Raw genomic sequence first — 13,049 nt, forward strand, 5'->3', positions numbered from 1 at the left:
ACGCTAACCCTCCTTACCGCCGCGTCAGGCACCGGGGTGCGGCGCGACCTCGCGCAGCAGCTGCAGGAAGGCGTCCTCGCCGACCACCGGGGTGCCGTACTCGCGGGCCTTGCGGGCCTTGCCGCTCCACGAGGCGGGCTCGTTGGTGACCAGCAGGCTGGTGAGCCGGCTGACCGAGGAGGCGATGTGCAGGCCGGCCTCGGTGGCCCGGTCCTCCAGCAGCTCGCGGTCGGTGGCGGTGTCGCCGGTGATCGCCACCCGCATGCCCTGCACCAGCGGGGAGCCGTCCGCCCAGCGGCCCGGGTTCGGGTACGGGCAGGCCGGGCGCTTGCGGCCGGGGCGGTAGGAGGAGCTCCAGGAGCCGCGGGCCGGGGCCGCCGCGGTGGCGGCGGCGTCCTCGCCGAGGTCGGTGACGGCGACGCAGGCGGTCAGCGGCAGCGGGACGCCGCCGCTGCGGGCCAGCTCCAGCGAGGGGCGGAACACCTCGGCGAGCACCCGGGCGTCGTCCAGCGCGTGGTGGGCCTGGCGCTGGTGCACGCCGAAGTGGGCGGCCAGCGAGGAGAGCTTGCCGTTGGGCAGCGGCAGCCGCAGGTCGCGGGCCAGCACCATGGTGCACAGCCGCTGCTCGACCGGGGCGCGCAGGCCCGCCCGGGAGAACTCGCGGGAGATCATGTTCCAGTCGAACAGCGCGTTGTGGGCGACCAGCACCCGGTCGCGCAGCCGCTCGGCGAACTCGGCGGCGACCTCCGGGAAGGTCGGCGCCCCGGCCAGCACCTCGCTGGTCAGGCCGTGGATCCAGACCGGTCCCGGGTCCCGCTCGGGGTTGACCAGGGTGTACCAGTGGTCGGTGATCTCGCCGTCCGGGTCGAGCTGGTAGACGCCCGCCGAGATCACCCGGTCGGAGCGGCCGAGACCGGTGGTCTCCACGTCGACCACGGCGAAGCCGCGCCCGGGGCCCCCGCCGGGGCCGGTGCGCGGTGCCGGGAGCGGCGAGGTCGGGAATGGCGCGTACATAACGCACCACTGTACGGGGAGCGGCGGGCGGCTCCGGACGGAATAGCGGGGGCGGGCGGTGCCTTGGCACTGGAGACGCGGGTGCGGACGCCCGCGGTACCCCGTAGAACGAAGGAACTCCCTCATGCGCGCCACCGTGATCCACGGCCCCCAGGACATCCGGATCGAGGAGGTGCCGGACCCGCGGATCGAGCGGCCGACCGACGTCGTGGTCCGGGTGCTGAACGCCTGCATCTGCGGCAGCGACCTGTGGGCGTACCGGGGGGTCTCCAAGCGCCAGGCCGGGCAGCGGATCGGGCACGAGTTCCTGGGCTTCGTCGAGGAGGCCGGCGCCGAGGTGCGCGGCTTCGCGGTCGGCGACCTGGTGGTGGCCCCGTTCGTCTGGTCGGACGGCGTGTGCGAGTACTGCCGCGAGGGCCTGCAGACCTCCTGCCCGCACGGCGGGTTCTGGGGCACCCCGGGGTCGGACGGCGGGCAGGGCGAGGCGGTCCGGGTGCCGTTCGCGGACGGGACGCTGGTGAAGCTGCCCAAGGAGGCGGCCGGCGACGCGAAGCTGCTGCCCGGGCTGCTGGCGCTGTCCGACGTGATGGCGACCGGGCACCACGCGGCGGTCTCGGCGGGCGTGCGGCCGGGGGCGACGGTCGCGGTGGTCGGCGACGGCGCGGTCGGGCTGTGCGGCGTGCTGGCCGCGCACCGGCTGGGCGCGGGCCGGATCATCGCGCTCGGCCGGCACGCGGGCCGCACCGCGATCGCCCGCTCGTTCGGCGCCACCGACGTGGTGCCGGAGCGCGGCGAGGCGGCGGTCGAGGCGGTCCGGGAGCTGACCGGCGGGCAGGGCGCGCACGCGGTGCTGGAGGCGGTGGGCACCGAGGAGTCGATGCGCACCGCGCTGTCGATCGCCCGGGACGGCGGCGCGGTCGGCTACGTGGGCGTGCCGCACGGCGGCAGCGCGGGCGTGGACATCGGCCAGATGTTCGGCCGGAACGTGCGGCTGGTCGGCGGCGTCGCCCCGGCCCGGGCGTACATCCCCGAGCTGCTGCCGGACGTGCTCTCCGGGGCGATCGACCCGGGCGCGGTGTTCGACCGCACGATCGGGCTGGACGAGGTGCCGGAGGGGTACCGGGCGATGGACGAGCGGACGGCGCTGAAGGTCCGGATCGCGTTCTGAACCGGCCCGCGAACAGGGACAATTGACTGATCATCACACCGGGGTGGCCGCAAAGCGGCCGCCCCGGTGGCGTGTTCTGGTCAGTTTTCGGCCACATCGCGTGGGGAAGCTTCTCGGCACCCGCTCCTCGATCTAGCATGCAGCGCACTCAATGTGACGTCACTCACGTCCATCTGATCGTCCGTCGCACCGAAGACGTCAGGAGACCCCGCGTGGCACCCCCGCCCGAGACAGCCCCCGAATCGTTCCAACGTATCGAGGAGTCACCGGAGTTCCGGCAACTCCGGAGCTCCTTCCGGAACTTCGCCTTCCCGGTCACGGCCGGATTCGTCCTCTGGTACCTGCTGTACGTCCTGCTCAGCTGCTACGCCCCCGGCTTCATGAGCACCAAGGTCGTCGGCAACATCAACATCGCGCTGGTGCTCGGGCTCCTCCAGTTCGCCAGCACCTTCGTCATCGCCGCCTGGTACGCCCGGTTCGCCGACCGGCAACTGGACCCGCGGGCCGCCGTGATCCGCGGCCGGGCCGACGCCACGCTGCCCGCCCAGGGCGCCGACCACACCGCCGTGGCCGAGGAGGCCGCCGAATGACGCAGCTGGCCACCTCCGCGAGCGACCACCGCACCCTGATCATGTCCCTGTTCGGGGTGTTCGTCGTCGCCACCCTCGGCATCACCCTGTGGGCCGGCCGCAACAACCGCGACGCCTCCGACTTCTACGCCGGCGGCCGCAGCTTCACCGGCTTCCAGAACGGACTGGCGATCTCCGGCGACTACATGTCCGCCGCGTCCTTCCTCGGCATCACCGGCGCCATCGCGCTCTCCGGCTACGACGGCTTCCTCTACTCGATCGGCTTCCTGGTCGCCTGGCTGGTCGCCCTGCTGCTGGTCGCCGAACCGCTGCGCAACTCCGGCCGCTACACCATGGCCGACGTGCTGGCCTTCCGGATGCGCCAGCGCCCGGTCCGCACCGCCGCCGGCATCTCCACCATCGTGGTGTCGATCTTCTACCTGCTGGCCCAGATGGTCGGCGCCGGCTCGCTGGTCGCCCTGCTGCTCGGCGCCCAGAGCGACTCCGCCAAGCGCTGGACCATCGTCGCGGTCGGCGCCCTGATGGTGCTGTACGTCGTCATCGGCGGCATGAAGGGCACCACCTGGGTGCAGATCATCAAGGCCGTGCTGCTGATCCTCGGCGCCGGGCTGATGACCGTCCTGGTGCTGGCCAAGTTCCACTTCAACCTGTCCGAACTGCTCGGCTCCGCCGCCAAGGCCAGTGGCAGCGGCGACAAGTTCCTGCAACCCGGCCTCAAGTACGGCACCAACGGCACCACCAAGCTCAACTTCCTCAGCCTCGGCATCGCCCTGGTGCTCGGCACCGCCGCGCTGCCGCACATCCTGGTGCGCTTCTACACCGTGCCCACCGCGCGTACCGCCCGGAAGTCGGTGCTCTGGTCGATCGGCATCATCGGCGTCTTCTACCTGATGACGCTCGCCCTCGGCTTCGGCGCCGCCGCCCTGGTCGGCCGCAAGGCGCTGTCCGCCGACAAGTCCGGCAACACCGCCGCCCCGCTGCTCGCCGAACACCTCGGCGGCGGCGCCGGCACCACCGGCGGCGCGGTGCTGCTCGCGGTGATCTCCGCGGTCGCCTTCGCCACCATCCTGGCCGTGGTCGCCGGACTCACCCTGGCGTCCTCGTCCTCCTTCGCCCACGACCTGTACGCCAACGTGATCCGGCGCGGCAAGGCCACCGAGAAGGAGGAGGTGGCCAGCGCCAAGCTCGCCGCGGTGGCGATCGGCGCGGTCGCCATCCTGCTGTCGATCTTCGCCGACAAGCTGAACGCCGCCGCGCTGGTCGCGCTGGCCTTCGCGGTCGCCGCCTCCGCCAACCTGCCCACCCTGCTGTACTCGCTGTTCTGGAAGCGGTTCAACACCACCGGCGCGGTCGCCTCCACCTACGCCGGCCTGATCACCTCCGTCGCCCTGGTGGTCTTCTCCCCGGTGGTCTCCGGCAACGCCAAGGCGCTCGTCCCGAGCGCCTCCTTCGACTGGTTCCCGCTGGAGAACCCCGGCCTGGTCTCCATCCCGGTCGGCTTCCTGGCCGGCGTGATCGGCACCTACCTCTCCCGGGAGAAGGCCGACCCGGCGAAGTACGCTGAACTGGAAGTCCGCTCGCTCACCGGCCTGGGCGCCCACTGAGCGAACACCTCCCCGGCGGTGTCCGGGAGCGGCGTTAAGCTGGCCCGGCCACCGCACGGTGGCCGGGCCAGCGGGCTTTTTCCAGGAAAGGCGGGCGCCGGATGCTCCTCGACACCTACGGCCGGCAGGCCGTCGACCTGCGGGTATCGCTCACCGACCGGTGCAACCTGCGCTGCACCTACTGCATGCCCGAAGAGGGCCTCAACTGGCTCGGCAAGCCCGAACTGCTCACCGACGAGGAGATCGTCCGGCTGGTCGCCCTCGCGGTCGGCTCGCTGGGCGTCCGGGAGGTGCGCTTCACCGGCGGGGAACCGCTGCTGCGGCCCGGGCTGGTGGCGATCATCGCCGCCTGCGCCGCGCTGGAGCCCCGGCCGGAGATCTCGCTCACCACCAACGGCATCGGCCTGGCCCGGATCGCCCCCGCCCTGCGCGACGCCGGCGTCGACCGGGTCAACGTCTCGCTCGACACCCTCGACCCCGACACCTTCGCCCGGCTCACCCGGCGCAAGCGCCACCAGGACGTGCTCGACGGCCTGGCCGCCGCCGAGGCCGCCGGGCTGCGGCCGGTCAAGCTCAACGCCGTCCTGATGCGCGGCGTCAACGACGGCGAGGCCGCCGACCTGCTGGCCTGGGCGATCGAGCACCGCTACCAGCTGCGCTTCATCGAGCAGATGCCGCTGGACGCGCAGCACGGCTGGGACCGCACCCGGATGGTCACCGCCGAGGAGATCCTCGAACTGCTGCGCACCCGCTTCGAGTTGACCCCCGAACCGGCCGCCGCCCGCGGCGCCGCCCCCGCCGAGCGCTGGCTGGTCGACGGCGGGCCCGCGACGGTCGGCGTGATCGCCTCCGTCACCCGCCCGTTCTGCCGGGCCTGCGACCGCACCCGGCTCACCGCCGACGGCCAGGTCCGCAACTGCCTGTTCGCCACCGGCGAGACCGACCTGCGCGGCGCGCTGCGCTCCGGCGCGGGCGACGCGGAGCTGGCGGAGCTGTGGCGGGCGGCGATGTGGGGCAAGAAGGCCGGCGCGGGCATCGACCGGCCGGAGTTCCTCCAGCCGGAGCGGCCGATGTCGGCGATCGGCGGCTGAGCGCGGCGCTGCCGGGGCCCGGAGCGGGGCTCAGCCGGAGAAGGGCTCGGTCTCCTTGAGGAAGCCGCGGACGGCCAGGAACTGGCTGAGCGAGTCGCGGTGGGCGTCGCAGGCGAGCCAGGTCTTGCGGCGGTCGGGGGTGTGCAGCTTGGGGTTGTTCCAGCGCAGGGACCAGGCGGCGAGGTCGCGGCAGCCCTTGGCGGAGCACTTCGGGGGGTTTTCGGGGCTGTCGGGGCCGCCGGGAGGAGTGCCGAAGAGGGGGTGCGCGGGGGTGTCCATGCGGTCGATCCTATGTCCGGTCCGGCTCCGGGCATGACGACGCCGGGCAGCCACGGGGGGAGCTGCCCGGCGTCGGTCTGTCGCTCCGACGGGGGATGCGGAGCGCTAAGGAAGTATGGCACGGCGGAAGGGCCGTCGGTGCGCCTGTCCGATGATTAATTTGAGGATCGTCTGAGCTTTCGGGCGGTCATAGCGGCATATGAACGGCCATACCGGACAGTGGATTTGAGGGATTCTCAGTCCTGTGGCTGATTCTCGGCCCCCGCGCCGCGACCCCCGGTGCCGCCCGGGCCGAGCATCAGCGGCGTGTCGGGGGAGAAGGCGAAGGTCGACGGCAGGCCAGGGGCGCGCTCGCGGCCCGCGTTGGCGATCAGGACGGCGAAGTAGGGCAGCAGGATGCCGCCGGCCAGCGCGGCGAAGGCCAGCCAGCGCTGGACGTCCCAGAGGACGACGGCGAGCAGGACGCACGCGGTGCGGATCAGCATCGAGACCACGTAGCGGCGCTGGCGCCCCCGGACGTCCTCGCTCAGGCTGCTGCGGGCCCCGGTGATCCGGAAGACCTGGCCGTCGTCCGCGTTCTTGGGCATGTCGTCCCCATCCGTTCCTCGGGTCGGTGCGGCCCTACGGTCGACCACGGTAACCCCGCTGACGCCGACCGGACCCACCCGGGTCCGGCGCGGCGCCCGGCGGGGCGCCGCGGGCCGGGCCCGGCGGGGGTTCAGGGCGTGCGGCGCAGGTACTGGACGGGGACCGGGCCGGTCAGCCAGACGCCGTTCGCGGACACCCGGAACTCGTGCCCGTCCCGGGCCATCGCCGCCGCGTCGACCTCCAGGACGACGGGGCGGCCGTGCCGGGAGCCGACCTTGACGGCCGTCCCGGTGTCGGCGGACAGGTGCACGTCCTGCCGGGACATCGGGCGCAGGCCCTCGGCCAGGATGTACCGCAGGGTGCGCTCGGCGGTGCCGTGGAAGAGCACGTCCGGCGGGGTGGCGGCGGGCAGGCCGAGGTCGACCTCGACGGTGTGGCCCTGGCTGGCGCGGATCGAGCGGCCGTCCTCGGAGTAGGCGAAGCGGCGCTTGTTGTTGGTGGCGACCACGTGGTCCAGCTCGGCGCGGCTCAGCGGGCGGCCGTGCCGGGCCAGCGCGGCGAGCAGGGCGTCGACCTCCACCCAGCCCGCCGCGTCCAGGGTGACCCCGACGGCGCCCGGGTCGTGCCGCAGGATGCGGGAGAGCATCTTCGACGTCTTCACGGTGCGTTTCTCGTCCATCGGGGCCCCCTCGGGTTCCGGTCGGCTCAGGAGGCCTGGCTGACCGAGCTCATGTTGAAGTCGGGCACCCGGACCGGCGGCATCGCCGCCCGGGTGAACCAGTCGCCCCACTCGCGGGGCAGGCAGCGTTCGGTGCGGCCCACTTCGGTGATCCGGCCGAGCAGGTCGACCGGGGACTCGTTGAAGCGGAAGTTGTTGACGGCGCCGACCACCTCGCCGTTCTCGACCAGGTAGACGCCGTCCCGGGTGAGGCCGGTGAGCAGCAGGGTGGCCGGGTCGACCTCGCGGATGTACCAGAGGCAGGTGAGCAGCAGGCCGCGCTCGGTGCGGGCGACCATCTCGTCCAGGCCCGGCGCGCCGGGGGCGGAGGTCTCCAGCACCAGGTTGTCGACCGGCGGGGTGAGCGGGAGGCCGGCCAGGCCCGCGGAGTGCCGGGTGGTGAGCAGGTTGGCCAGGCGGCCCTCGCGCAGCCAGTCGGTGGCGGCCAGCGGGGAGCCGTTGTCGAACACCGAGTCGTTCTCGCCCGAGGAGTGCGTGAGCACGAACGGGGCGGCCTGCAGGCCCGGCTCGGCCGGGTCGGAGCGCAGGGTCAGCGGCAGCGGGCTGAGCTGCTCCCCGACCCGGCTGCCCCCTCCGGGCCTGGAGAACACCGAGCGGCCCTCCACCGCGTCCCGCGCGCCGGCCGACCAGGACAGGTAGACCATCAGGTCGGCGACGGCGGACGGCGGCAGCAGCGTCTCGTAGCGGCCGGCGGGCAGGTCGATCCGCTTGCGGCCCCAGCCGAGGCGGCGGGTCAGGTCGGTGTGCAGGGCGGTGACGTCGACGTCGGTGAAGTCCCGGGTGGCGGCGCCGGCCCAGGCGGAGGCGGACAGGTCGGCGGTCTTGGCGTTCAGCTCGACGGTGCCGGTGGGCTGGTCGTGGCGCAGCCGCAGGCCGGTGGAGCTGCCCAGGTAGGAGGTGGTGCGCTCGTGCCGGGCGAAGCCGTACAGCAGCTCGCCGCCCGCCCGGGCCCGGGCGAAGGCCTCGCCGAGGGCGGGCGCGAAGGCGGTGAACACGCCGATGTCGGTGGTCTCGGGGGCCTCGGTGAAGCGCGGGTCGGCGGCCCGGCCCGCGATCAGCGGCTGGGCGTCCTCGGCGGGCTCGGCGGCCCGGGCGGCGGCCTCGGCGGCGCGCACCAGCTGCTCGACCCCGTCGAGCGTGACGGCCTCCTGGGCGACCACGCCGGAGGCGGTGCCGGTGGCGCCGTCCGCGGTGGCGATCACGGTGAGGCGGCGGCCGCGGGTGACGCCGTTGGTGGTCAGGCCGTTGCCGGCCCAGCGCAGGTTGGCGGTGGACTCCTCGTCGGCGATCACCACGCAGCCGTCCGCGCGGGAGAGTTCGAGGGCGCGTTCCACCAGCTCGTGGGGGTGCGTGAGGGACATCAGTGACCCGCCTCCTGCTGGGTGTTGAGCACGTTGACCTGGCGGAACAGCGCGGACGGGCAGCCGTGGCTGACCGCGGCGACCTGGCCCGGCTGGGCCTTGCCGCAGTTGAAGGCCCCGCCGAGCACGTACGTCTGCGGGCCGCCGACGGCGCTCATCGAGCCCCAGAAGTCGGTGGTGGTGGCCTGGTAGGCGAAGTCCTTGACCTGGCCGGCGAGTTCGCCGTTGCGGATCGCGTAGGCGCGCTGGCCGGTGAACTGGAAGTTGTAGCGCTGCATGTCGATCGACCAGGAGCGGTCGCCGACGATGTACAGGCCGTTCTCCACCTGGGAGACCAGGCCCGCGGTGTCCGGCCCGCCGGCGGCCGGCTGGAGCGAGACGTTGGCCATCCGCTGCACCGGCACGTGCGCCGGGGAGTCGGCGTAGGCGCAGCCGTTGGAGCGCTCGAAGCCCTTGAGCTTCGCCATCGGGCGGTCGAGCTGGTAGCCGACCAGGACGCCGTCGCGGATCAGGTCCCAGGACTGGGTGGCGACGCCCTCGTCGTCCCAGCCGATGGTGGCCAGGCCGTGCTCGGCCGTGCGGTCGCCGGTGACGTGCATCAGCTCGGAGCCGTACTTCAGGCTGCCCAGCCGGTCGAAGGTGGCGAACGAGGTGCCCGCGTAGGCGGCCTCGTAGCCGAGCGCGCGGTCCAGCTCGGTGGCGTGGCCGATCGACTCGTGGATGGTCAGCCACAGGTTGGACGGGTCGATCACCAGGTCGTGGCGGCCCGCGGCGACGCTCGGCGCCCGCATCTTCTCGGCCAGCAGCCCGGGCAGCTCGGCGAGTTCGGCGTCCCAGTCCCAGCCGACCCCGCGCAGGCTGCGATCTTCGGGGGATGACCCCCGGGCCCCCACAAGGTATTCCCAGCCGCGGCCGGCGGGCGGGGCGATGGTGCGCATCGAGTCGAACGCGCCGGTGCGCTCGTCCACGCTGGTGGCCTCCAGCCAGGGGTGCAGGCGCACCCGCTGCTGGGTCGTCACGGTGCCCGCGGTGTCCGCGTAGAACTTGTTCTCCTGCACCGTCAGCACCGCGGCCGACACGTGCGAGACGCCGTCGGCGGCCAGCAGCCGGGCGGACCAGTCGGCCAGCAGGCCGGTCTTCTCCGCGTCCGGCACGTCGAACGGGTTCACCTCGTACGCGGAGACCCACTCGGCGGCCGGGTACACCGGCTCCGGGGCCAGCTCGACCCGCTCGGCGGAGCCCGCGGCGCGGCTGATGCCGCCCGACAGCCGGGCCACCGCCACCGCCTGCTCGGCCACCGCCGCGGCCGCCTCCGGCGTCAGGTCGACCCCGGCCGCGAAGCCCCACGCGCCGTCCAGCAGGACCCGGACGGCGAAGCCCAGCTGCACCGTGTCCGAGGAGCCGGCGGGCCGGGCGTCCCGCAGCCGCCAGGACGCCGAACGGACCCGCTCCAGGCGGAAGTCGGCGTGCGACACCCCCAGCTGCCGGGCCCGCGACAGGGCGGCGTCCGCCAGCGGGCGCAACGGGTAGGAGAGGAACTGAGGATCCAGCGCGGAGGGGGGCATCGGGCTCCCTGGGTCGAGGGTCGGACGCGGCGGGCCGCCCCCGGCCGAGGGCGCACCCGCTCGCATCATCCCCGGCCGCAGGGCGTACGGCCAGCCAATATTCGCCGCGCCGCGCTGACGACCCGTCAGAACGGCGTCACGCCAGGGCCTCCCACCAGCCGTCCAGCTCCGGCGGGTTGGCCACCTCGACCCGCTGCCCCGGCCGCGGCACGGCCAGCGGCACGGCCTGGGCCTTGGCCTCCGCGAGCAGCCGCTCCACCGGCTCGGCCCAGCGGTGCGGCGCCAGGTTGAAGGTGCACCAGTGGATCGGCAGCAGCAGCCCGCCGCGCAGCTCCAGGTGCGCCCGCACCGCCTCCTCCGGGTTCAGGTGGATGTCGGCCCAGGCGTCGTCGTACGCGCCGATCGCCATCAGCGCCGCGTCGAACGGGCCGTGCTGCTCGCCGATCCGGGCGAAGCCCTCGAAGTAGCCGGAGTCGCCGGTGAAGAACACCTTGCGCTCCGGGCCGGCCACCACCCAGGAGCCCCACAGCGTGGTGTTGCGGGCCAGGCTGCGGCCGGAGAAGTGGTGCGCGGCGGTCAGCGTCAGCGTCAACTCGCCGAGCGTGCAGGTCTCGTCCCAGTCCAGCTCGATGATCCGGTGCTCCGGCACGCCCCAGCGGCGCAGGTGGCCGCCGATGCCCAGCGGCACCGCGAACGGCGCCGACTGCAGCTCGACCAGGCGGCGCACGGTGGCCATGTCCAGGTGGTCGTAGTGGTCGTGCGAGATCAGCACCGCGTCCACCTGCGGGAGTTCGGCCAGCTCGACCGGCACCGGGTGCAGCCGCTTCGGGCCGGTCAGCTGCGAGGGCGAGCAGCGGTCCGACCAGATCGGGTCCACCAGCACCCGGCAGCCGTCCAGTTCCAGCAGCGCCGAGGCGTGCCCGAACCACGTCACCGCGACGCCCTCGGACGCCCCGCCGGACACCTCCGGCACCGCCAGCGGCACCGGCGCGGTCGGCACCCGGCCCTCCTTCTCGAACAGCATCCGGCGCAGCGTCGCCGAGTCGGGCCGGCCCGGCGCCCCGGCGGACACCTCGGACGGCGCGTTGTGGAACACCCCGTCGCGGTACTGCGGGGACGCCCGCAGCCGCAGGTCCGACGCGTCCGGACGGCGCCCGAACTGGGCCGGCACCTCGCGCAGCGCCCACGCCGCCGCGCCCGCCAGGGCCAGCGCCGCCAGCGCCGCCAGCCTGCGGCGACCGGTCCGGTCAGGGTGTGCACCACTCATTGCGTCCGCTCCGATCGGCTCGCCCGGAATCGGCGCCCCGGGCTCTCCGGAACACCTTCGGGGCAACGCCCGCGACCTGCGCGGCGTTCCCCGCCCCCTGGATGACTCCATTGTGGAGATGCGACAGTTCTCGTCGGACGCCCCTGTCGGAGGCCGCTTCGTCCGCGCTCGCACCCTACCGATAGCGTCGCAGGTGAACTGCGCGCGCAGCCGCGGACGCACAACGTACGCACATCGAGAGAAGAGGTGGACCCTTGAGCCGCTCGGTACTGGTCACCGGAGGTAACCGGGGCATCGGCCTGGCCATCGCCCAGAGCTTCGCCGAGGCGGGCGACAAGGTCGCCATCACCAGCCGGAGCGGCGAGGTCCCGGCGGAACTCGCCAAGTACGACGTGCTGGCCGTCCGCGCCGACATCACCGACGCCGCGCAGGTCGACGCCGCCTTCACCGAGATCGAGGCCGCCCACGGCCCGGTCGAGGTGCTGGTCGCCAACGCCGGCATCACCAAGGACACCCTGCTGCTGCGGATGTCCGAGGACGACTTCAGCTCCGTCCTGGACACCAACCTCACCGGCACCTTCCGGGTCGTCAAGCGCGCCGCGGCGAAGATGCTGCGGGCCCGCAAGGGCCGGGTCGTGCTGATCTCCTCGGTGGTCGGCCTCAGCGGCTCCGCCGGGCAGGCCAACTACGCCGCCTCCAAGGCCGGCCTGGTCGGCTTCGCCCGCTCGCTGGCCCGCGAGCTCGGCTCCCGCAGCATCACCGTCAACGTGGTGGCGCCCGGCTTCGTCGACACCGACATGACGGCGGTGCTCAGCGAGGAGCGCCGCCAGGAGATCGTCTCCGGCGTCCCGCTGGGCCGCTACGCCGCCCCCGCCGAGATCGCCTCGGCCGTGCGGTTCCTGGCCTCCGACGAGGCCGCGTACATCACCGGAGCCGTCGTTCCCGTCGACGGCGGATTGGGCATGGGTCACTGACCATGACTGGAATTCTCGAAGGCAAGCGCATCCTGATCACCGGCGTGCTGATGGAGTCCTCCATCGCCTTCCACACCGCGAAGCTGGCCCAGGAGCAGGGCGCCGAGATCATCCTCACCGCCTTCCCCCGGCCCAGCCTCACCGAGCGCATCGCCAAGAAGCTGCCCAACCCCGTCAAGGTCCTGGAGCTCGACGTCTCCAACGCGGAGCAGCTGGCCGGCATCGCCGACCAGGTCCGCGAGCACCTGCCCACCCTCGACGGCATCGTCCACTCGATCGGCTTCGCGCCGCAGGACGCCCTCGGCGGCAGCTTCCTGGACACCCCGTGGGAGTCCGTGGCCACCGCGATGCACGTCTCCGCGTACTCGTTCAAGTCGCTCACCACGGCGCTGCTCCCGCTGATGCAGGACGGCGGCTCGGTGGTCGGCCTGACCTTCGACGCGCAGTTCGCCTGGCCGCAGTACGACTGGATGGGCCCGGCGAAGGCCGCCCTGGAGTCGACCAACCGGTACCTGGCCCGCTACCTGGGCTCGCGCGACATCCGCTGCAACCTGGTCTCGGCCGGCCCGATCGGGTCGATGGCCGCGAAGTCGATCCCCGGCTTCCCGGACCTCGCCGCGACCTGGGACTCCCGCTCCCCGCTCAAGTGGGACCTCACCGACCCGGAGCCGGCCGGCCGCGGCGTCGTCGCGCTGCTCAGCGACTGGTTCCCGAAGACCACCGGCGAGATCGTCCACGTGGACGGCGGCCTGCACGCGATCGGGGCGTAAGCGCTCCGCCCCGCGGGGCCCGGTGACCGCACGCGTCGC

13 protein-coding genes are annotated in these 13,049 nt (G+C 73.4%); 6 read left to right on the forward strand and 7 right to left on the reverse strand.

The window, feature by feature from the left end:
* Window positions 1–24: 24 nt before the first annotated feature.
* Window positions 25–1,014 carry a DEDDh family exonuclease gene (locus OU787_RS24735; RefSeq protein ID WP_268660565.1) on the reverse strand — a complete coding sequence of 330 codons (990 nt, stop codon included), beginning with the start codon at window positions 1,012–1,014 and terminating at the stop codon, window positions 25–27.
* Window positions 1,015–1,138: 124 nt separating this feature from the next.
* Here OU787_RS24735 and OU787_RS24740 point away from each other — a divergent pair, with 124 nt between their 5' ends.
* The 4 genes from OU787_RS24740 to moaA all read left to right on the forward strand — a co-directional run bounded on the left by OU787_RS24740 (window position 1,139) and on the right by moaA (window position 5,467).
* On the forward strand, window positions 1,139–2,182 hold the full coding sequence (locus tag OU787_RS24740; protein WP_030461134.1) for a zinc-dependent alcohol dehydrogenase family protein: 1,044 nt from the start codon (window positions 1,139–1,141) through the stop codon (window positions 2,180–2,182).
* Window positions 2,183–2,394: 212 nt separating this feature from the next.
* Window positions 2,395–2,772 (forward strand): DUF485 domain-containing protein, encoded by a 378-nt coding sequence (locus tag OU787_RS24745; protein ID WP_268660566.1) that lies wholly within the window; start codon window positions 2,395–2,397, stop codon window positions 2,770–2,772.
* Window positions 2,769–4,376, forward strand: a complete 1,608-nt coding sequence (locus tag OU787_RS24750; RefSeq protein WP_030461136.1) for a solute symporter family protein — start codon at window positions 2,769–2,771, stop codon at window positions 4,374–4,376. The genes OU787_RS24745 and OU787_RS24750 overlap by 4 nt, the downstream gene beginning before the upstream one ends.
* A gap of 101 nt (window positions 4,377–4,477) precedes the next feature.
* Window positions 4,478–5,467 (forward strand): GTP 3',8-cyclase MoaA, encoded by a 990-nt coding sequence (gene moaA, locus OU787_RS24755; protein ID WP_268660567.1) that lies wholly within the window; start codon window positions 4,478–4,480, stop codon window positions 5,465–5,467.
* Window positions 5,468–5,497: 30 nt separating this feature from the next.
* Here the strand turns inward: moaA and OU787_RS24760 are convergent, their stop codons facing one another.
* The 6 genes from OU787_RS24760 to OU787_RS24785 form a co-directional block, all read right to left on the reverse strand.
* Window positions 5,498–5,746 carry a hypothetical protein gene (locus OU787_RS24760; protein ID WP_268660568.1) on the reverse strand — a complete coding sequence of 83 codons (249 nt, stop codon included), beginning with the start codon at window positions 5,744–5,746 and terminating at the stop codon, window positions 5,498–5,500.
* A gap of 236 nt (window positions 5,747–5,982) precedes the next feature.
* Window positions 5,983–6,333: a DUF3099 domain-containing protein gene (locus OU787_RS24765; protein WP_030461139.1), complete on the reverse strand. Its 351-nt coding sequence runs from the start codon at window positions 6,331–6,333 to the stop codon at window positions 5,983–5,985.
* 131 nt (window positions 6,334–6,464) lie between these two features.
* Window positions 6,465–7,013, reverse strand: coding sequence for an RNA 2'-phosphotransferase (locus OU787_RS24770; RefSeq protein WP_268660569.1), 549 nt, complete (start codon window positions 7,011–7,013; stop codon window positions 6,465–6,467).
* A gap of 26 nt (window positions 7,014–7,039) precedes the next feature.
* Window positions 7,040–8,434: a metallopeptidase TldD-related protein gene (locus tag OU787_RS24775; RefSeq protein ID WP_268660570.1), complete on the reverse strand. Its 1,395-nt coding sequence runs from the start codon at window positions 8,432–8,434 to the stop codon at window positions 7,040–7,042.
* Entirely contained in the window at window positions 8,434–9,999 is a 1,566-nt protein-coding gene (locus OU787_RS24780; protein ID WP_268660571.1) for a TldD/PmbA family protein, read from the reverse strand. Before OU787_RS24780 ends, OU787_RS24775 begins: the two co-directional genes overlap by 1 nt.
* A 136-nt stretch (window positions 10,000–10,135) precedes the next feature.
* Entirely contained in the window at window positions 10,136–11,266 is a 1,131-nt protein-coding gene (locus tag OU787_RS24785; RefSeq protein WP_268660572.1) for an MBL fold metallo-hydrolase, read from the reverse strand.
* 254 nt (window positions 11,267–11,520) lie between these two features.
* Here OU787_RS24785 and fabG point away from each other — a divergent pair, with 254 nt between their 5' ends.
* Window positions 11,521–12,240 carry a 3-oxoacyl-[acyl-carrier-protein] reductase gene (gene fabG, locus OU787_RS24790; protein ID WP_030461144.1) on the forward strand — a complete coding sequence of 240 codons (720 nt, stop codon included), beginning with the start codon at window positions 11,521–11,523 and terminating at the stop codon, window positions 12,238–12,240.
* Window positions 12,241–12,242: 2 nt separating this feature from the next.
* Window positions 12,243–13,010, forward strand: a complete 768-nt coding sequence (gene fabI, locus OU787_RS24795) for an enoyl-ACP reductase FabI (RefSeq protein ID WP_030461145.1) — start codon at window positions 12,243–12,245, stop codon at window positions 13,008–13,010.
* Window positions 13,011–13,049: the final 39 nt, after the last annotated feature.

This window comes from Kitasatospora sp. YST-16 (genome assembly GCF_026802215.1).
GTDB lineage: Bacteria > Actinomycetota > Actinomycetes > Streptomycetales > Streptomycetaceae > Kitasatospora > Kitasatospora cineracea.